The sequence below is a fragment of the Beijerinckiaceae bacterium genome, from assembly GCA_004564215.1.
Taxonomy (GTDB): Bacteria; Pseudomonadota; Alphaproteobacteria; order Rhizobiales; family Beijerinckiaceae; genus Methylocapsa.
Genome location: CP024846.1, coordinates 901,712 through 920,971 on the forward strand (window position 1 = coordinate 901,712; position 19,260 = coordinate 920,971).

Here is a 19,260-nt window from a genome sequence, read left to right on the forward strand (position 1 = left end):
CGATTAACGGCCGCGTGGATGCGCGGAGCGATAGACTTCGAGAAGGCGCGCACTATCCACGGCGGTGTAAATCTGTGTCGTAGAAAGCGAGGCGTGGCCCAAAAGTTCCTGGATGCTGCGGAGATCGCCGCCGCGCCCCAGAAGATGGGTTGCGAAGGAATGGCGCAGCGCATGCGGTGTCGCACTTTCGGCAAGACCCAGCGCGCCGCGCAAACGCTCAACGACAAGCTGGATGATCCGTGGACTTAGCGGGCCGCCCTTGACGCCCACGAACAAAGGCGCATCCGGTGCCAGCGCATAGGGGCAAAGGCCGAGATAGGTTTCGATCGCCTGCCGCACTGGGGCGATCACCGGCACCGCACGGCTTTTTTGACCCTTGCCGACCACCGTCAAGACATCGAGCGGGCCAATCGGCGCCTGCGACCGCTTAATCGCCAAGGCTTCCGAAATGCGCAGTCCGGCGCCATACAGCAGACCTAAAACGGCGGCGTCGCGGGCGATGACCCATGCCGGTCTTTCCTCCCCGGTCCGCGCCTCCGCCTGAACCACGCGACGCGCCCCATCGACGCTCAATGGGTGTGGCAAGCCGCGCTGAATTTTGGGCGGTCGCAGCGCCGAAAAGGCCAGTGCCTTGCCTTTGCCATTGCGTTCCAAATAGCGCGCGAAGGAACGCAGGCCCGCGAGCTGGCGCAACAAAGAGCGGCTGCCGGCGCCTTCGCCACGCCGAGCGCCGAGAAACGCCCGCAGATCGGCCGCCACCAGGCTTTCAAAGGTCGAAAGCGAGGGCGCCTCGCCAAAATGGGTCGCGGCAAATTTCAAGAATTGGCGGAGATCCCGCCCGTAAGACATGAGCGTATGCGCTGAAACGCGGCGCTCGCCCGCCAAATGCGAGATCCAGGCCTGGGCCTGCGCCGAAAGCCCGGCATCGGCTGGTGAAAAATCGGGCAGGCCAGCTGTGACTTGGGCTTTATTTTGGATCGGCGCATCACTCATGCTTGATCATAGCTCGTCCGAGTCCTAACAATTCCTTGTCGGGGCTCCAAAATCCCCGGCCCTGTTCGGCGAAAAATACGTCATGCGATTACGCGCCGATATCTGGGTTTCGGCCTATCTGAGACGTTGCGCAATCGAAGGCGCCTATTCCGTGCTGCGCCGGCGGGGCGCGGCGGAAGCCGGCGCCATTTTCGTGAAGATCGACCGGCTCGACGGCGCCGCCGCCTTGTTTGGGCCGGCGCCGCAAAGCGAGGTCGTGGACGGCCGGGAGCGTGTTTTCGCGCGGCTCCATAGCGACCCCTGGATCGATCCGGCCAAGACCGAGGAGCGTATCGCCCGCGAAATCCACTTCGACCCGGATGTCTGGATCATCGAAACGGAAGATCGCGAAGGCCGCTGTTTCCTCGATGTCGTGGAGTGATTTGTGCGGCGAAACAATTGGTATGATTGCGTCGGAAAATATAATTCCTCAAGGTGCAGCAATGGGCTCGCTATGCAAGCATTGCTTTCGAGAATTGCTAATGAATGAGGTGTCGATCGGGCGTGGTTTCAGCAGCTAATCGATCGCTTTTTGACCAATTTCTTGTTCCACCCCTCTGAAACCGACTTGTCGAGAAGGCTCATGGGTATGTCCTGGCCCTTTTTGAAGGCAATCTTCTTACCATCGACCCTAATTTCGAACGGCATGATTGCGACGTAACCTACTTCTTTAGCAATGAAATCTATCCCCTTGTCGCTGAGCTCCCAAACTCCCCTTTGTGAATCGGCACGCAAAAGTCCGTCCTTCACCAAGCCGTTCCGCTCCCAACAAACAGCGTTCCACCATCGTGGATCACCACTTGAAACGGGTTCATAATCCGCGGGATTGAGGTGTGGCTTCATCTCGGTTTCCATAAGCGCCCTAATTTCATGCGTTGAGCCACCGCCGCCCAATTCATAAAGCGTTTCAAGCAACGGGAGACGAAAGTCCCTTTGTGGCAGCTTCTTTCCACGACCCGACGCGTTGAGCGCCGGTTTTTGAGCTGCCATTTCAGTTTGGATCCGATGTCTCCCCATTGATACGTCCAAAGCATCTAGCGCCCGATTGACGATGTCATCGGGGCTATCCTCCAATGGGATCGCGTGGGTCTTCAATCGGTCCCAGGTATTTTGGGAAATTCGAATCACCGGCATCATCGCATGCTCCTAGATTGACCATTTACTATTACCTTGTACCTTGTACCTTGTACCTTGTACCTTGTACCTTGTACCTTGTACCTTGTACCTTGTAACAAGGTAATAGTAAATAGCGAAATTCTAACCGCAATTGGCCAAGCTAACTCCTTCCTCCCTAGCCTCCTACCCCGCCCCATGCGAAAAAAGAGCTTCCGGAATCGGAGCGCGCATGACTGACAGTCCTGAAATTTTTCCGCCCGCAACCGAGGCGGAGTGGAAAAGACTGGTCGAGCGTTTCCTCGACGGCCGGTCGTTTGAAAGTCTCGTCTCAACGACCTTCGAAGGCTTGAGGATCGAGCCGCTTTACAACCGCTCCCTTATTGAAAGCGCCCGCACGCTGCGGCAAAAACCCGGCGCGTGGAAAATCTCGCAACGCATCGATCATCCCGATCCCGAGACAGCGAACCAAATGGCCCGCGCCGATCTCGAAGGGGGTGCCGATGCATTGACCCTCACGATTGCATCGACGCCGGCCGCGCGGGGATTTGGTGTGCGGATTGATGACGAACATGTTCTTGATCGCGTGCTTGCCGACATCGACCTCGATCTGGTGCCGCTTCGGTTAGACGCCGGTGCGCGCGCGCTCGACGTCGCATCAAATTTCGCGTTCCTTGCGCAACAACGGCGCCTGACCTCGGCCGCGCTCGATGTCGATTTCGCTTATGATCCGGTGGGGCTCTCGGCACGCTCTGGCATTGCACGACCGGCGCTTTCGCAGGACTTGGCGAAGACCCATGGAATGCTGCGAGATGCCGGATTTGCCGGACATCTCTTGCTTGCCGATGGGCGGCCATATCATGAGGCCGGTGCCGGCGAAGCCCAGGAGTTAGCGTGCGTCATCGCCACCGGCGTCGAATATTTGAGGCTGCTCGAAGCGCAAGGTCTTTCGCTTGAAGATGCGCGTGACGAAATCGCTTTTCTTCTCACAGCCGATGCCGATGAATTTTTGAGTCTCGCCAAATTTCGCGCGCTGCGGCGGCTTTGGGCCCGCGTTGAAAGTGCCTGCGATCTTGTGTCGCAACCCCTTCGTCTTCATGCGGAAACCTCTTTCCGAATGATGACGAGGCATGATCCGTTCGTGAATATTCTGCGCGCGACGATGGGGGTTTTTGCGGCTGGTGTCGGCGGCGCGGATACAATCACAGCTTTGCCGTTCACCCTCGCGCTTGGCCTGCCCGATGAATTTGCGCGCCGCATCGCGCGCAACACGCAACTCGTTTTGATTCATGAGGCTAGCCTCGCCAAGGTCGCCGACCCGGCGGCTGGAGCGGGGAGCTTTGAGGCCCTGACCGCAAAGCTCTGCGAGCAGGCTTGGAGCCTGTTCCAAAGCCTCGAGGCGCAGGGAGGCATGACCAAGAGTCTTCAAGCCGGATTACCGCAAAGAGAGATCGCCGCGACGGCGGCGGCAAGATACGACGCCATCGCGCATCGCAAACTTGCGATTACAGGTACGAGCGAGTTTCCCGCATTTGGCGAAACGACAATTCGCGTGCTAGGAACGTCTTCGGTGATCGACGATCGCGCGCCCGCGGTGACGAATTTCACGCCCCTGCCTTCGCACCGAGACGCCGAGCCATACGAAATTTTCCGCGCTGTTTCCGACGAAGAATTTTCGCGGACCGGCACAAGGCCGAAAATATTTCTCGCCAATCTTGGCGTTGCTTCGGACTTCACGCCGGCCTCAACCTTCGCCACGAACTTCTTCGCCGTGGCAGGGCTCGAAGCTCAACCCCAGGGCGGCTTTGAGACGGCGCAACACGCGAGCGATGCTTTCCGCGAATCGGGTTGCAAGATTGCCTGCATTTGCACGCAGGCAATGACGAATGTGGCTCTGACGAATTTTGCGCAGGCGTTACACACTGCAGGAGCCATGCGCATCTATCTTGCGGGACCAAAGACCGCAGATGCAGCTCTGTTGGAAGCCTGGGCTGTGAAATTGATTTGTGCGGATAGCAATGCTCTGGCTATTCTGTCGGATGCGGTCAGCATAGCCGTTCGTGACCGCTAGGAATACGAAGGAAGAAAATAAATGAGAAGGGAAAGAGGATGAGATTGAAGTCTTTTGCGCGTGTTTCCGCTGCTGCGTTGATGGGCGCTAGTCTGTTGTCATGGGTCGATACTGCCCAGGCGCAGCGCAGGTCTTTCGAAACACCGCATTCGCACGACGGGGTCTATGCTGTCGACATCACCACGCAGCAAGGCGATTGCGATAGAGCCTATCATTGGTCGATCGCAATATCCGGCGGCCACATCACCTCGGCCGGCGATACGCCGATGGAAGCCAGCGGGCAGATCAACCGGCGTGGCATCGTGGCCCTGGCGTTTCGGCGCATGGATAAAGTCGCGCATGTGACCGGACGGCTCGCCGAAGGCTCAGGCTCGGGCACTTGGTCATCGCCATCCCTGCAGTGCGCAGGTTCCTGGCACGCCAGTCGGCATAGCTAAGCTAGGCGGGGCGTGCCGAACACGCGGCACGCCGCAGAAGCAGCCTGGCATCATGATGGCTTGTTAAGGCGCAACTTACTATAATCTGGCGCATCCGCGGCGATTCATGGCTGGGAGGTGCCTGTGAGCCGCATTCCCGATTTTGCGCAACTGCCCTTCGCTTTGGCGGCGGACAAGTCCGATGGGGTCTCCGCACTCGCCTGGGCAACGCCAGAGGGCATGACGCTCAAATCGCACTACGATGCGAGCGATATTGCCGGGCTCGACTGCCTCGACACATTTCCAGGCCTTGCGCCGTATTTGCGCGGCCCCTATCCCACCATGTATGCCGAGCGTCCCTGGACGATCCGGCAATATGCCGGCTATTCGAGCGCCGAAGAGTCGAACGCCTTCTACCGCCGCAATCTTGCCGCCGGGCAAAAGGGACTCTCGGTCGCTTTCGATCTCGCCACCCATCGGGGCTATGATTCGGATCACCCGCGGGTCGCCGCCGATGTCGGCATGGCTGGCGTCGCCATCGATTCCATTTACGACATGCGGACGCTTTTCTCTGGGATTCCGCTGGATCAAATGTCGGTGTCGATGACGATGAGCGGCGCGGTTCTGCCGGTGCTCGCTCTCTACATCGTCGCCGCGGAGGAGCAAGGCGTACCGCACGCCAAACTGACCGGCACGATCCAAAACGATATTCTCAAAGAGTTTATGGTTCGCAATACCTATATCTACCCGCCCGAGCCTTCCTTGCGGATCGTGTCCGACATTTTCGCCTATACGGCGCGACACATGCCGAAGTTCAATTCGATTTCCATCTCCGGCTATCACATGCAGGAAGCAGGGGCGACCGCCGATCTCGAACTCGCCTATACACTGGCCGATGGCATGGAATATGTCCGCGCCGGTCTGCGGGCCGGTCTTGGCGTTGACGAATTCGCACCACGGCTCTCGTTCTTCTTCGCGACATCAATGAATTTTTTCATGGAGGTCGCAAAGCTTCGCGCCGCACGTCTTGTTTGGGCAAAGCTCATGAGGGCTTTCAATCCCCAATCGGAAAAGAGCTCCGTGCTGCGGATGCACACCCAGACGTCCGGCTGGTCGCTCGCGGCGCAGGATGTATTCAACAATATCCTGCGCACCGAGATCGAGGCGATGGCGGCGACCCAAGGGCATACCCAGTCCTTGCACACGAATGCATTCGATGAAGCGCTGGCCTTGCCAAGCGACTTCTCGGCCCGCATCGCCCGCAACACCCAGCTTTTCCTGCAACAGGAAAGCGGCACGAACCGGATCATCGATCCTTGGGGCGGCTCTTACTATGTCGAGCGCCTCACCGCCGACCTGGCTCGCCGCGTTCTGGCGCACATCGACGAAATCGAAGCGGCCGGCGGCATGGTGAAAGCCATCGAGGCAGGCATTCCGAAACTGCATATCGAGGAAGCCGCCACACGAACCCAGGCCCGGATCGATAGCGGAACCCAGTCCGTGATCGGAGTGAATATCTTCAGACAGGCGTTCGAGCCGGAGGTCGAGATTTTGCGGGTCGACACGGCCGCCGTTCGATCGCAGCAGATTGCCAAGCTCGACCGCCTCAAGGCCGAGCGCGATCCGGCGCTCGTGCAACGCACGCTGGATGCTTTGACCGAGGGCGCCGCGGGTACTGCCAATCTCTTGGAGCTTGCCGTCGAAGCTGCGCGGGCCAAGGCGACTGTCGGCGAAATATCCTTCGCGCTCGAAAAAATCTACGGCCGCCATCGCGCCGAAGTGAAGATGGTTTCCGGCGTCTACGCGACGGAAGCCAGATCGCCGGCCGTCTCCCACGTCAAAAGCATCATCGACGCGTTTGCCGAAAATGACGGTCGGCGCCCTCGCATTCTCATCGCCAAGATCGGACAGGATGGGCACGATCGCGGTCAGAAAGTGGTTGCATCCGCGTTCGGTGATTTTGGTTTCGATGTCATCGTGGGGCCGCTGTTTGCAACGCCCGAGGAAGCCGCGCGGCAAGCGGTCGAAAACAACGTGCACGTCATCGGCGTTTCGTCGCTCGCTGCCGGTCATTTGACCTGCGTGCCGCAATTGCGTGCGGCGCTCGATCGGCAAAACCGGCCCGATATCATGATCGTCGTCGGCGGGGTCATCCCGTCCCAGGATTTTGCGGCGCTGCGCGATGCTGGAGCGGCAGAAATTTTTCCGCCCGGAACGGCGATCCCGCAGGCGGCGGCACGTCTGATCGAAGAACTAAACCACCGGCATGGCTACCAGCAGAAGGGCGTGGCGGAATAGCAAGGGCCAAACCCAACTATTTGGCGTCGGCGGTCTGCAACTGCGCATTTATCAAGGCGGGGTCGAAATCGCCGATGTAAATAAGATTTTCGATCGAGATCATGATTTCAAATTTATGCTGGGCAATCGCGCGCTGAAAAGCGAGACTGGAAAATTGGCCGGGAAGCATCCAGTCGTGCAGCTCGACAATAACCACCATGGCCTTTGACAGCCATTCGGTATTGGCGCTGAACACATCCGTCTCGAAGCCTTCTATATCTATCTTGGCAAGGAATAGCTCGCATTCGGGTCCGCACGACGCGATGATGTCGTTGATCGTGCATATTTCCACCTTCTTGCCGGTTCCGCCGCGTCTGGTTTGGATCCCCCAGGTTTCCTGAAACGGATTGGCCAATGTAACCGACCCGGGCGCACCCCCGACGGCAGCTTCGATCACCGTTATGCTTGGGTTCGCCTTTGTATTGATCCGGGCCATCTCGCAATTTTCCGGATCCGGTTCAATCGCAACAACTTTGGACTGCGGAAATTTTTTCGCAAACCACAGAGCCGAGCAGCCATTATTGGCACCGGCATCGATGATCAATGGAATTTTCCCGCTCTCCAGAATTTGCCTGTACCGCTTGCTGATTCGATCGGCCTGCGGAAAATGCCCCAGCTCATATTGCCGGGTGCGAAAGACCTGCCTCGTGACCCAAAGGTCGTTTGACTTTTTACGAATACAGATCGGACCGGCGCCCCGCACGGACACATAATAAGGATCCGATAACAGCATCTTCACATATCTGAAGGGGAACGTGAGCCCCAGCCGCATCATGTCTTTTGCGTTGTCCAAAAAAAACGCGGGGACCGGATGCATTCTCGACTCCATGAAAACTTAAGGGAAGACCGCGCGCACCAGCGCGGCGCGACGATAGGCGATTATCGCCAAAGCGGCAAATATGCGCAGGATGCGCAACGCTCAACGCAAGCGGGGCCCATTGTCAGCTGGCGCGGCCCGATCTTTCAGGCGCGCTCCAAAAGCCGAAAAAGCTCCGTTCGCACCCCCGATGGATCGGGCAAAAGATAGCGCGCATCGGTTGCAAATTCGGCGGTGCCGACCCGCACGGAAATTCCGCCCCGCGCATTGACGAACCGGAAGCCGCTTTCATCGGTCAAATCATCCCCGATGAAAACCGGCCTTCGCCCAAAAAAGGGCGAGTGTTCAAGCAAGGCATCAATGCCCCGCCCTTTGTCGTGGTGGGCCTGCTTGAGTTCGGCAACCATCTTGCCTTCCTGGATTGAGAGACCGGTCCTCTGGGCCAGCGTCGCAAGAAAGGCCAAGACGTCGCTTGCCAGCTCCGGCCGCTGCCTGAAGTGCACCGCGATCGTCGCGCCCTTATCCTCAAGCAACAAGCCCGGATGGGCGTCCACGAAATCGGCGAGCGGGGTCCGCGCCATCTTCGTGGCATCATCTTGCGGCGGCGTCCGCGCGCCGTCGGAAAAGCGGATTTCCGCCCCATGCAAGCCTGCGGCAGGCAAAACCAGCGGCGCGACAATACGATCGATGTCGTCGATTTTGCGCCCGCTCACAAGGCCAAGCGCACCATTCGCAGCTTCTTTGAGGTTTCCCAGCAGCGCCAGCAAAGCATGATCGGCAATAACATCCTCGGGACGGGGGCGGATTTCAAGCAGCGTTCCATCGACATCGAGGAAATAGGCGCATGCGGAGGGTGGCGCCAAATTCAGCAAAGCGCCGGACTGCAAGGGAAGCGGGACATCAGCCAAAACGCTACCAAACCCCAATGTTGGGCATGGAGGCCCAGGGCTCTTGCTTCGGCTGGGGCGGCCCCTTTTGCAAAAGCTCGATGGAGACATTGTCTGGCGAGCGGACGAAGGCCATCGATCCGTCGCGGGGAGGCCGGTTTATGGTCACACCGGCCTTCTTGAGCCCGTCACAGAAAGCGTAAATATCTTCAACGGCAAAGGCCAGATGGCCGAAGTTGCGGCCGCCGTCGTAAGCCTCCTTATCCCAGTTATACGTCAGTTCGATGAGAGGAGACTTGCTTTTCTGGACGTGCTCCATATCGCCAGGGGCAGCGAGAAATATCAATGTGTAACGGCCTGACTCATTCTCGACGCGCCTGGTTTCGACAAGCCCAAGTTTGTTGATATAGAAATCAAGCGATTGCGCGAGATCCGAGACACGGACCATTGTGTGTAGATATTCCATGATCATGTCCTCCGATGCCGCTTGGCATTTTCAAAGGTCGCGGGATTGTGCCGCTAGCGCAGCATGAGCCAAACTTTCGCTTTCTTTTTTTAGATATAGCAGGAATGAGCAATTTTGTGGCCCCCTTGCAAAGCTCCCGATAAACCCTTAACGCCGTGGCCCGGGGCCAAAGTTTCTTACAAAGGCCTGCGATCGTTCAAAACCTTTTGCTGCCGCATGCTTTTACTCAAAAGGGTTTCATTTTCGCGGATCAGGCATAGGCCATGACGAGCGCGTCGAAAAAATCGGAAGAATTGGCGAACGGAGCCAGTCGGCTCAAGGAGAGGGCCGCGCTCGCTTCGATTGCTGTCAGTGTGCTTTTAACGACCAGCAAATTCGTTGCTGGCATCGCCTCGGGCTCGCTGGCGGTCTTGTCCGAGGCCGGCAATAATTTGGCCGATGTCGCCACAAGCATCCTCACCTATTTCGCGATCAGGATCGCCAATAAGCCGGCCGACGAGGATCATCAATATGGTCACGCCAAGGTCGAAGCCTTGGCGGCGCTGATCGAGACGGGATGCTTGTTCGCGCTCGCCGCCTATATTCTGGTCGAGGCCATCAAGCGCCTCGCCGGCCATGAGGCCACCATCGACCCCAATCCGCTTGCCTTTGGAATCTTGGTCATCTCGATCGTTGTGGATTTTTTTCGCTGGCGTTATCTCAGCCGGATCGCGAAATCCACCAAAAGCGAGGCGCTTGCCGCCGACGCTTTGAATTTTTCGAGCGATATCGTCAGCTGCACAATGGCACTCGGGGGTCTTGCCGCTGCCCATTACGGCTATCCTCAAGGCGATGCGGTCGCAGCTCTCGGGGTGGCGGCTTTCATCGCGGTCGCTGGCTTCCAGATCGCGCGGCGGACCGTCAACACTCTGGTCGATACCGCACCGAAAGGCCTCACGGAGCAGATCAAATCGATCGCCCAGTCGGTTCCAGGCGTGATCAAGGTCGAGAGCCTCCGGCTACGCCCGGCAGGTGCGGAGGTCGTCGGTGAACTGGCGATCACCGTATCGCGGACTTTACCGCTCGAAAAAGTTGCGGCGATCAAAACAAATGTCGCAACGGCCATCACCACCCGCCATCCAGAGGTTGCGGTGACCGTCTCCGCGGAACCGATCGCGCTCGACGACGAAACGATTCTCGAACGGGTTCTCCTGATCGCCGCGAAACGCCATCTTCCGGTGCATCACGTGACCATGCAGGAATTGGGCGGCCGCACGTCGATCAGCTTCGACGTCGAACTCGACGGCCGCATGCCGCATGGCAATGCGCATGAAATCGTCACGGGGCTTGAAACCGAGATCGGTCGCGAACTTGGGTCCGATATCGAGGTCGAGACCCACATCGAACCCCTCGAACCTCGCCAGTTGCACGGTCACGACGCGCCCCCGGCAACGCGGGCCGAAATCGCCTCCGCCCTCGCCAAATTCGCGCCTAGCACAGGCGCAATTTACGATGTTCACAGCGTCAGGGTGAGAAAAACCCCGGCGGGCCTGGTCGTCAATTATCATTGCCGGGTCAGCCCCAGCCTCAGCGTCGATGAAGTGCACGATCATGTCGACGAGCTCGAGCGCAAGATGCGCGCCGATTTCGCCGACATCGTCAGGATCGTCGGCCACGCCGAGCCGTTACGCGCATGAGCAAAAATCTCGACCCATCGACCCCGCCCTTTGTGATGCTGGCCAATCTGCTGCGGGTCCGCCGCTTCGCTCCCCTGTTCTGGTGCCAGTTTTTTTCCGTCTTCAACGACAATTTCGTACGCAACATGCTCGCCATGTTGATCTTGTTCAGGCTCGGAGAAAGCGAAGCGGGCCCCCTGATCACGCTGGCGGTCGGCATTTTCATGCTGCCGTCGCTTCTCCTCTCGGGGCTCGGTGGCGAACTGGCCGACGCGCAGGACAAAGCACGCCTTGCACGCCATCTGAAGTTCGCAGAAATATTCGTCCAAATGGTCGCGGCCCTTGGCCTGTGGCTGGGGTCGCTCCCGCTGCTTTACGCGGCGCTCTTCGGACTCGGGGTCGTCGGTGCTTTGTTCGGCCCGCTCAAATACGGAATCCTGCCGGATCTTCTCGTGAAGGACGAACTCCTCGCCGGCAATGCCCTGGTCGAGGCGGCCACCTTCATCGCCATTTTTCTTGGACTGATCGCCGGGGGCCTCTCCGCAACCGGACGTGCGCCGGAAGGAACCGTCTTGCAGCTTATGGCCATTGCCATTGCCTGCTATGCGGCCAGTCTTTTCATTCCGTCGACGGGACGTGCCGCGCCCGATCTGCGTGCAAATCCGAATATATTTGCATCGACCCGCGCGCTTTTGAGCGAGATCGCGGCCGATCCCATTCTTTGGACAAGGAGCATGGCGGTCTCCTGGTTCTGGATGAGCGGGGCCGTCGCACTTTCATTGGTACCTGTGGTTGTGCGCAACAAGACAGGAGGCGGCATAGAAGTTGAAACGGCTGTCAGCGCGCTGTTCGCGCTCGGCATCGGAATCGGCTCGATTGCCGCGGCAGTCATCGCGCATGGCCGCATTTTTTTGAAGCCGGTGCCCTTCGCAGCGCTCGCCATGGCCGCCTTTCTGATCGACCTCGGTGTTGCCACTCTATTGCTGCCGGTGGCAACCGTGGAGGTTGGACTCGGCGAATTCTTCCGCTCGGCAGCCGGCATTCGCATCGCATGCGATGTCGCCGGTCTGGCCTGCGCCGGTGGCCTCTTTGTCGTGCCACTGTTCACCGCGATCCAGGCCGACGCGCCCAAGGAGCGGCGCGCGCGGATTGTCGGCGGCGTAAATATCCTCAACTCGGCCTTCATTGTGTTGGGCGTGCTGGCGACCGCCTTGCTCCAAAGCAAAAGTTTCGGTGTCACCGAGCCGGTTCTCCTCACCGCGCTCGGCGTTCTCAACATCGGCGCGGCTTACTACGTGCGCAAGGCCGTGCTGCGCGGGGAGGCCTGAGGAGGGGGCCGCAAAGCATCCTGGCTTTGCGCTCGCCCGTGATGGAATAGGGATCGCTCGAAGCCTGAAGGACTTTTCCAATAGGAGATAGAATATTGCACAGCCCGATACTCGCGCCACTTGTCGCGCTCGTCCTATGGTCGTTCGTAATGTGGGCTTGGCTCTATGCGACGCGTATTCCGGCGGTAACGATGGGCAAAATAGTCTACGACCCCCACCGTCCCGCCGAAGAGTTTCATGCTCAGCTACCCGCCCGGGTGCGCTGGAAGGCGGATAATTACAACAACCTCATGGAGCAACCAACCCTCTTCTATGCTGTGACGTTGACATTGGCGCTGCTTGGGGCAGGCGAAGGTTTGAACACCGGCCTCGCTTGGCTGTATGTCGGCCTGCGAATTGCGCATAGTCTCGTTCAGGCGATTGTCAACGTTGTCATGCTTCGCTTTGCCATCTTCATGGCCGCGTCGTTCGTTCTGCTGGTGATGTCGGTGCGTGCTGCCTTTATCGTGTACTAGAATGCGAGATCAGTCGACGACACGAAGCCTTACGAAAATTCAAAGCGGGTCGCGCAAAAAAGTCCTAACGGCATAAACACTGTTTCCGGCGGCGCGGGTTTCAAAAATCGGGTTTCTTCGCGAGCCACGACGTCGGACCGCTTGCCACTGGCCCCGCGCGCGCCGTTGTTTTTGGACATCACCGTCCTATCGACAGATGCGATAGTCGAAAGAAAGAGGAAAGGATCTTGATGGCAATGCCGACAAAGCCGGTGCCGCCATAAAACCCGCTTTTGTTAAGCTGGACATATACATAGGCCGGTTGGTCCGAATGATTGGTCAATTCGCACACGAAGAACCCTTCGCGGGCTCTCACCGAGTTAAAAAGGATTCTGGTCGCGGCAGCAAATTCTCGCAGTCTGACTCGAATCATACCGAGCGCCCTTTTAGACTTCCGCGACAGATTTTTTTCGTTGAACTTCCCCTTCTCGGTAATGGCGGCTTTATAATCATCGGGATGGCACAGGCTGGTCGGCCGGAGCTTGGAGTCGACATTGATGGTCGCGGCGATGACATTGCCGAGCGCAAAGTCTCGGCTCTCGCCCGGTTCCAATCGTTCGCACCATACCATCGTCCGGCCGGCAAGACACAAAATGGCAGGCTTGGAAAAATTGCGTATGGGATAAGTCCTATAGGCATAGGGAGCGCGCGACCAACTCATCACCGACGCATTGCAGGGCACCGATCTCATCACCACATTGGGCGATGAGCATAGATAGGCAGTCTGCAAAAACTGAAGCGGCGGCGCGCCCTCCTTGGCAAGATCCGACAAGTCGATTTTCTCGACAACATTGCCATCGCCCGCCGTCAATAATATCTCGCGTTGCTTGGTCAGAGTCTTGATCATATTGAGTTTGACATCCCCGCCGCCACAAAGCATGCGCATGAAGGTGTTGAACTCATTCATGATCCACGAGTGCTGCGGTATCGGATGCGGGCTCTGGCGCGGAACATTCTTTGTTCCCGGCCATCGGCAAACGGAGCGGCCCGGCTGATCAAAAAAATACGTGTTCGGACCAAGGGTCACCACAATGCCCTCGCCTTTTTCTAAAGGATGAAAATCGCTCTCTCCCTCTTCCAGGAAGAGGCGGGTTATATTGAAAAAAGGATCCCGCATAAAACCTCACCACAATTGGAGAGCGGCCTTGGCCGGTCGACCTTGACACTTCAGCGAGCCACGATGCCGTCGTCAGCCTCCGGCGCAGAGCAGGTCCGCGCTGGTTTCCCTCCCGTTGAGTATGGCGTGCGTAAAGGCAGCCTAAAATCGACGCCGGCTCATTCCGAAATTCAGAGCGTTTCGCGCAAAAAAGTTCCAAAGGCGCGGGGGCCGTCGCCGACCGGCATTTTCGCCGTCACGGCGAGCGTTTCCGCATTGATGACCCACACTTCATTCGAGAACCAGTTGACGACATAGACACTATTGCCGTCAGCGCTGGTCTCTATGCCCTCCGGATAGTCTCCGACCGAAATCCGCTTGACCGGCTGCAGAGTGGCGAGATCGAACACAGAAACCGTTCCGCCATACTGGTCGGTCGAAAAGCCAAGCCCCTTTGCCAGCGCGACGGCGTAGGGCCGCTTGCCGACCGCTACGCTGCCAAGAAGCTTGCGGCCAACAAGATCGACGACGGACACATCATTGCCTTCGACATTCGCGGTATAGGCGCGCTGTCCTTGCGGATCGATGGTGACGCCGAATGGATGGGCGCCGACCTTGATCGTGCCCTTCCGGGTGAAGGTCTTTGCATCGATGATCGAGATCTGATCGTCGTCGCGATCCGCTGTGACGATCAGCGAACCATCGGACGTCAAGGCGACGCCGGAGGGGGATGCACCGACGGTCACAGTTGCGACGATGGTGCCGGTTGCCAGATCGATTTTATAAAGGCGCGGTTCATAAAAACCGGCGACATAGATGAAGCCCCCGCCTGGATCGGCAGCGATGCCGAGCGGCGTGTCCGGAATCGCGATCCGCGCGACGACCTTGCGCGAAACCGTATCGATGACCGAGACAAATTTAGCTTCTGGACTTGTGACATAAGCGGTTCGCCCGTCGCGGGCCATTGCGATGCCGGCCGGCTTGCCCGAAATCGGAATACGCGCAACGACCTGCCGAGACGCGAGGTCAAGCACGCTGACCTCATCGCCGGTTTGGTCGGTGATGAAGGCCTCGCCGGCCCCCGCGGGAGCGCGGCCAAGGAGCAGCGCCAGACAGAGCCAAAGCAAGCGCGCTTTCACGTCCCAGCCCCTCATCGGACGCCTGTCACTTGGCTGCCTCGACTTTCTGCTTGAGACCTTCGAGGCCGGCATGGAAAATCTTGCCGACAGCCTTTAGCGCGGCCTCGTCGTTCAATTCCGGCGGCGGGTCGTTATTGGGAAAACCGCGATAAAAGGCGGCACGCCATTCGACCTTGCTCTTGCCCCCTTCGGCAGGAGAAACAGCGATGGTTGCGGAATAATTATTGACCGGCAAAACTTTCACATCGACGTTATCGATGCGGTAAGAATAACTCATTTCCGCCGGCTCATATTTGAACAGGCTTTCGTCGATCGTCGCACCATTATCGAGAACGAGCTGGCGTTTGGCAACATCCGGCTGGTTGCCACCCGTGCCAGTGGTCTTGACCACACCGGCGAGCCAACTCATATCTTGAAAATCGCCAATTGTGGCCCAAACCTTGGCAGGAGGTGCATTGATTTCAATGGACTCGGTAAGTTTCTGCCGTGACGGTCCGTGCGCCCAGCCGGCATAAGGTAGCGCCGTGGCGACAAAAACAATCAAGATCGACTTTGCGAGTTTTCCAGCCATTCTCTTACATTCCCTTTTTGTGCCAATCGGGCGGCTTTTTGGATCTCTTCTTGAATTTTCCGTGGGATGGCGAAAATTCGAGAAGAGATTATGCGTATTCTTGAGCTGCGTTTATCAATTCATGGATCGGGCCGCCTGGGTAGCGGAGCGCATTTTGTGCCCGTTGGGGCTCGACCCTAGGATCGCCCTTTTCCCTGTGCACTATATGTCCCGCCGTCTCAAACTATAGAGGTTTCGATGCGTACCGATATCGCCGAGCCCGTTCGCCTGAAAGACTACAGGGTTCCCGATTATCTGATCGACAAGGTCGATCTCGATGTCAAGCTTCATCCGACGGCGACCCGGGTCATGGCGCGCCTCGCGATCCGCCCAAACCCGCAGGGCCGACCGAAGGCGCCCCTCGTTCTGGACGGCGATGCCCTCGTCGCCAAGCGGATCGCGCTCGATGGCATCGAACTCGATATGCAAAATCCGGATCCAAAATTCGGTGTCATCACCCCCAACCAGTTCACATTGACGGCGCCGCCCGCGCGCGCTTTCACCTTGGATATAGAAACCGAAATCGATGCCCAGGCGAATACGAGGCTGATGGGACTCTACCGGTCGGGATCTGCCTATTGCACGCAGTGTGAAGCCGAAGGTTTCCGCCGCATCACTTATTTTCTCGACCGGCCCGATGTCCTCAGCATTTATACAGTCAGACTGGAGGCGGACCTTTCCGAAGCGCCCCTCCTCCTCTCAAACGGCAACAAAATTGCCGAGGGCAAGATCGAGGGAACCTCGCGTCACTTTGCGGTTTGGCACGATCCGCATCCAAAGGCCGCCTATTTGTTCGCCCTCGTCGGCGGCGACTTGGGCTCGATATTCGATGAATTTATCACTCGCTCAGGACGCAAAGTCGCGCTTGGGATCCATGTCGAACATGGGAAGGAACCATTCGCGGCTTATGCGATGGATGCCTTGAAGCGCTCGATGGCCTGGGATGAAGAAAAATATGGCCGCGAATATGATCTCGACGTTTTCAACATCGTGGCGGTCTCAGATTTCAACATGGGAGCGATGGAAAACAAGGGCCTGAATATCTTCAACGACAAATATGTTCTCGCTTCTCCCGTGACCGCAACGGATACGGATTACGCCCAAATCGAAGCGGTAATCGCGCATGAATATTTTCACAACTGGACCGGCAACAGGATCACTTGCCGCGATTGGTTCCAGCTTTGCCTCAAGGAAGGCCTGACGGTCTTCCGCGATCACGCGTTTTCAGCCGACATGCGTTCCGCCCCGGTGCGGCGGATCAGCGACGTGCGCACCTTGCGCGCGCAACAATTTGTCGAGGATGCGGGACCGCTCGCCCACAATGTGCGGCCGGACAGCTATTTTGAAATCAATAATTTCTACACTGCCACGATTTACGAAAAAGGCGCCGAAGTCATCCGCATGCTGAAAGTGCTCATCGGCGACGACGCCTTTCGCAAGAGCATGGATCTTTATTTTGATCGCTATGACGGGACTGCGGCCACGATCGAGGATTTCATCTCCTGTTTCGCCGAGACCGCGCAGCGGGATTTGACCGAATTTTCCAGGTGGTATCATCAATCCGGCACCCCCGTCGTCGAAGTCACATCTTCCTACGACGAAGTCGAAAAGCTCTTCACACTCGAATTTGTGCAAAGCTGCAAACCGACACCAGGCCAAGATAAGAAACTGCCTTTTGTCATTCCGATTGAACTCGGTCTCGTCGTTCCCGATCAAGGCGATCTGGACCTCGGCGCCACGCGTTGCGAAGGCGTCAGTGCGGCGGAATTGTCGCGCGGGGTCCTTGAGTTCTCGACGCCGCGGCGGCGGGTCCTGTTTCGCGACATACCGGTCCGCCCGGTTGCCTCCCTCTTCAGAGGATTTTCGGCGCCGGTCCGGCTTGACCACGCGGTGAGTGAGGCCGATCTCATTACCCTCATCGCCCATGACAGCGACGGGTTCAACCGCTGGCAGGCCGTGCAGACCTATGCAGCCCGTTTGCTCATGCATTCGGTTGAACTCATTCGTGCGAATAAGACACCCCAGCGCGACAATGAATTCATTGGGGCGCTTCGGATCCTAATCGAAAAAAGCGCCGATCCGGCCTTTACGGCGCAGGCCATCGCATTGCCCAGCGAAGCCGACATTGCGCGCGAGATCGGTGAGGATGTGGATCCAGATGCAATCCATCTTGCCCGCGAAGATTTGCGCAAGGCCATCGGGGAGGACCTCAAGGGCACCTTGCATGCAACCTACGATCGGCTCGCGGATGATGGACCCTATTCGCCCGACGCCGTGGCCGCGGGAAGGCGCGCTCTGCGCAACACCGCACTCGATCTTTTCGCCGCCGGAGATCGAACCGAAGGCGCGCTGCTTGCCACATGCCAGTTCGAGACCGCCAAGACAATGACCGACGAGATCGCCGCGCTCGGCGTGCTCGCCCAATTGCCAGGCCTAGAACGGGAGCGGGCCCTCGCCGGCTTCTATCGCGCCCACGCCGGCGATGCGCTGGTCATCGACAAATGGTTTGCGATGCAGGCCATCATTCCTGAACAAGCCACCTTGGACCGCGTCAAAGCCCTTATGGGTCACCAGGCATTCTCGATGAAAAATCCGAACCGGGTTCGATCGCTCATCGGCGCCTTCGCGGCAGGAAACCAAACCCAGTTCAACGCCCCAGATGGCAGCGGCTATGATTTCGTGGCGGCGATGGTCCTTGAGCTCGACGCCAAAAACCCGCAGGTTGCGGCGCGGCTTTTGTCCGCCTTCAAAAGCTGGCGAACTCTGGAACCAAAGCGCCGGACACTGGCCGAACGTGCCTTGCGCCACGTCGCCGGTGCGGCCGGACTGTCTCCCGATGTAAAAGACATCGTCGAACGTTCGCTTGCCTAACAGATCGCCGACGTCTCTTATTCTTTGCAAGCTTGAGGACAGACCATGACAGAGGCCATCTGGACAAAGGTCGACCGCTACATCAATGACATGCTCGTGCCGTCCGATGCCGCCTTGGATGCTGCAATCGAAGCCAGCAATAAGGCCGGCCTGCCGGCCATCAGCGTCACGCCCAGCCAGGGCAAGTTCCTTCATCTGCTGGCGCGTCTGCAAGGCGCGCGGCGAATTTTGGAAATTGGCACACTCGGCGGCTATAGCACGATCTGGCTGGCCCGCGCGCTCCCGCCTGGGGGAAGCTTGGTCACGCTCGAGATGGACCCGAGGCACGCCGAAATCGCTCTTTCGAATATTTCGCGGGCGGGTTTGGCGGACAAGGTCGACCTCCGCATTGGGCGCGCCTTGGACACCTTGCCACGTCTTGCCGGCGAGGGCGGCGGTGCCTTCGATCTTACCTTCATCGACGCCGACAAGCGGAGTATCCCCGATTACTTCATGTTCGCATTGAAGCTTTCCCGGCGCGGAAGCTTGATCATCGTCGACAATGTCGTGCGCGAGGGGGCGGTGGTCGATCCCGAAAATGACGATCCCGACGTGCTGGGCATTCGCCAATTCAATAGTGTTCTCGCCGCCGAACCGCGGGTCAGTGCGACCGCGATCCAAACCGTCGGCGCCAAGGGCTATGACGGTTTTACCCTGGTCCTGGTCACCGATAATGTCTAGCTCGTGCCCCGCCGCCCGCCCTACCCGATCGCAGGGCTAAGGCAATCTGCAGCGTCGCGATCAAATCTGCGTTCACTCTTCATTAATCTCTGGACAAAATCTAAAAGTCAGACTCTCATGGAGCTGATTCGGAGAGGTGCGGCACATC

The 19,260-nt window shown here is 58.2% G+C and carries 17 protein-coding genes; 9 read left to right on the forward strand and 8 right to left on the reverse strand.

Annotated features, from left to right (window positions below; genetic code table 11):
* Window positions 1-3 precede the first annotated feature (3 nt).
* Window positions 4-993 (reverse strand): recombinase XerC, encoded by a 990-nt coding sequence (locus CU048_04260; protein QBR70615.1) that lies wholly within the window; start codon window positions 991-993, stop codon window positions 4-6.
* Window positions 994-1,075: 82 nt separating this feature from the next.
* Here CU048_04260 and CU048_04265 point away from each other — a divergent pair, with 82 nt between their 5' ends.
* On the forward strand, window positions 1,076-1,414 hold the full coding sequence (locus CU048_04265; GenBank protein ID QBR70616.1) for a DUF1491 domain-containing protein: 339 nt from the start codon (window positions 1,076-1,078) through the stop codon (window positions 1,412-1,414).
* A 128-nt stretch (window positions 1,415-1,542) separates the two neighbouring features.
* Here CU048_04265 and CU048_04270 read toward each other — a convergent pair whose 3' ends face one another.
* Window positions 1,543-2,169: a hypothetical protein gene (locus CU048_04270; protein ID QBR70617.1), complete on the reverse strand. Its 627-nt coding sequence runs from the start codon at window positions 2,167-2,169 to the stop codon at window positions 1,543-1,545.
* A gap of 208 nt (window positions 2,170-2,377) precedes the next feature.
* Here CU048_04270 and CU048_04275 point away from each other — a divergent pair, with 208 nt between their 5' ends.
* From CU048_04275 to CU048_04285, 3 genes are all read left to right on the forward strand, one after another.
* Window positions 2,378-4,216, forward strand: coding sequence for a methylmalonyl-CoA mutase (locus tag CU048_04275; GenBank protein ID QBR70618.1), 1,839 nt, complete (start codon window positions 2,378-2,380; stop codon window positions 4,214-4,216).
* A gap of 80 nt (window positions 4,217-4,296) precedes the next feature.
* A complete protein-coding gene (locus CU048_04280; GenBank protein QBR70619.1) occupies window positions 4,297-4,653 on the forward strand; it encodes a hypothetical protein in 357 nt (118 codons plus the stop codon).
* Between the two features lie 123 nt (window positions 4,654-4,776).
* Window positions 4,777-6,930: a methylmalonyl-CoA mutase gene (locus CU048_04285; GenBank protein QBR70620.1), complete on the forward strand. Its 2,154-nt coding sequence runs from the start codon at window positions 4,777-4,779 to the stop codon at window positions 6,928-6,930.
* Window positions 6,931-6,946: 16 nt separating this feature from the next.
* Here CU048_04285 and CU048_04290 read toward each other — a convergent pair whose 3' ends face one another.
* From CU048_04290 to CU048_04300, 3 genes are all read right to left on the reverse strand, one after another.
* Window positions 6,947-7,798: a hypothetical protein gene (locus CU048_04290; protein QBR70621.1), complete on the reverse strand. Its 852-nt coding sequence runs from the start codon at window positions 7,796-7,798 to the stop codon at window positions 6,947-6,949.
* A gap of 134 nt (window positions 7,799-7,932) precedes the next feature.
* The gene (gene otsB / locus CU048_04295; GenBank protein QBR70622.1) at window positions 7,933-8,784 is read right to left on the reverse strand and encodes a trehalose-phosphatase; all 852 of its coding nucleotides are present in this window, start codon (window positions 8,782-8,784) and stop codon (window positions 7,933-7,935) included.
* Window positions 8,699-9,139 (reverse strand): lactoylglutathione lyase, encoded by a 441-nt coding sequence (locus CU048_04300; GenBank protein ID QBR72653.1) that lies wholly within the window; start codon window positions 9,137-9,139, stop codon window positions 8,699-8,701. Before CU048_04300 ends, otsB begins: the two co-directional genes overlap by 86 nt.
* 263 nt (window positions 9,140-9,402) lie before the next feature.
* Here CU048_04300 and CU048_04305 point away from each other — a divergent pair, with 263 nt between their 5' ends.
* From CU048_04305 to CU048_04315, 3 genes are all read left to right on the forward strand, one after another.
* Window positions 9,403-10,815 (forward strand): cation transporter, encoded by a 1,413-nt coding sequence (locus CU048_04305; protein ID QBR70623.1) that lies wholly within the window; start codon window positions 9,403-9,405, stop codon window positions 10,813-10,815.
* A 35-nt stretch (window positions 10,816-10,850) separates the two neighbouring features.
* A complete protein-coding gene (locus CU048_04310; protein QBR72654.1) occupies window positions 10,851-12,122 on the forward strand; it encodes an MFS transporter in 1,272 nt (423 codons plus the stop codon).
* 95 nt (window positions 12,123-12,217) lie between these two features.
* Complete coding sequence (locus CU048_04315; protein QBR70624.1) at window positions 12,218-12,637, forward strand: hypothetical protein; 420 nt, start codon at window positions 12,218-12,220, stop codon at window positions 12,635-12,637.
* Between the two features lie 178 nt (window positions 12,638-12,815).
* Here CU048_04315 and CU048_04320 read toward each other — a convergent pair whose 3' ends face one another.
* The 3 genes from CU048_04320 to CU048_04330 all read right to left on the reverse strand — a co-directional run bounded on the left by CU048_04320 (window position 12,816) and on the right by CU048_04330 (window position 15,482).
* Entirely contained in the window at window positions 12,816-13,793 is a 978-nt protein-coding gene (locus tag CU048_04320) for a hypothetical protein (GenBank protein QBR70625.1), read from the reverse strand.
* A 170-nt stretch (window positions 13,794-13,963) separates the two neighbouring features.
* Complete coding sequence (locus CU048_04325) at window positions 13,964-14,926, reverse strand: hypothetical protein (GenBank protein ID QBR70626.1); 963 nt, start codon at window positions 14,924-14,926, stop codon at window positions 13,964-13,966.
* 10 nt (window positions 14,927-14,936) lie between these two features.
* Complete coding sequence (locus tag CU048_04330) at window positions 14,937-15,482, reverse strand: hypothetical protein (GenBank protein ID QBR70627.1); 546 nt, start codon at window positions 15,480-15,482, stop codon at window positions 14,937-14,939.
* Between the two features lie 237 nt (window positions 15,483-15,719).
* Between CU048_04330 and CU048_04335 the strand changes: the two genes are divergently transcribed.
* Together CU048_04335 and CU048_04340 are read left to right on the forward strand one after the other, a co-directional pair.
* On the forward strand, window positions 15,720-18,392 hold the full coding sequence (locus CU048_04335; GenBank protein ID QBR70628.1) for an aminopeptidase N: 2,673 nt from the start codon (window positions 15,720-15,722) through the stop codon (window positions 18,390-18,392).
* 45 nt (window positions 18,393-18,437) lie between these two features.
* Window positions 18,438-19,112 carry a methyltransferase gene (locus tag CU048_04340; GenBank protein ID QBR70629.1) on the forward strand — a complete coding sequence of 225 codons (675 nt, stop codon included), beginning with the start codon at window positions 18,438-18,440 and terminating at the stop codon, window positions 19,110-19,112.
* Window positions 19,113-19,260: the final 148 nt, after the last annotated feature.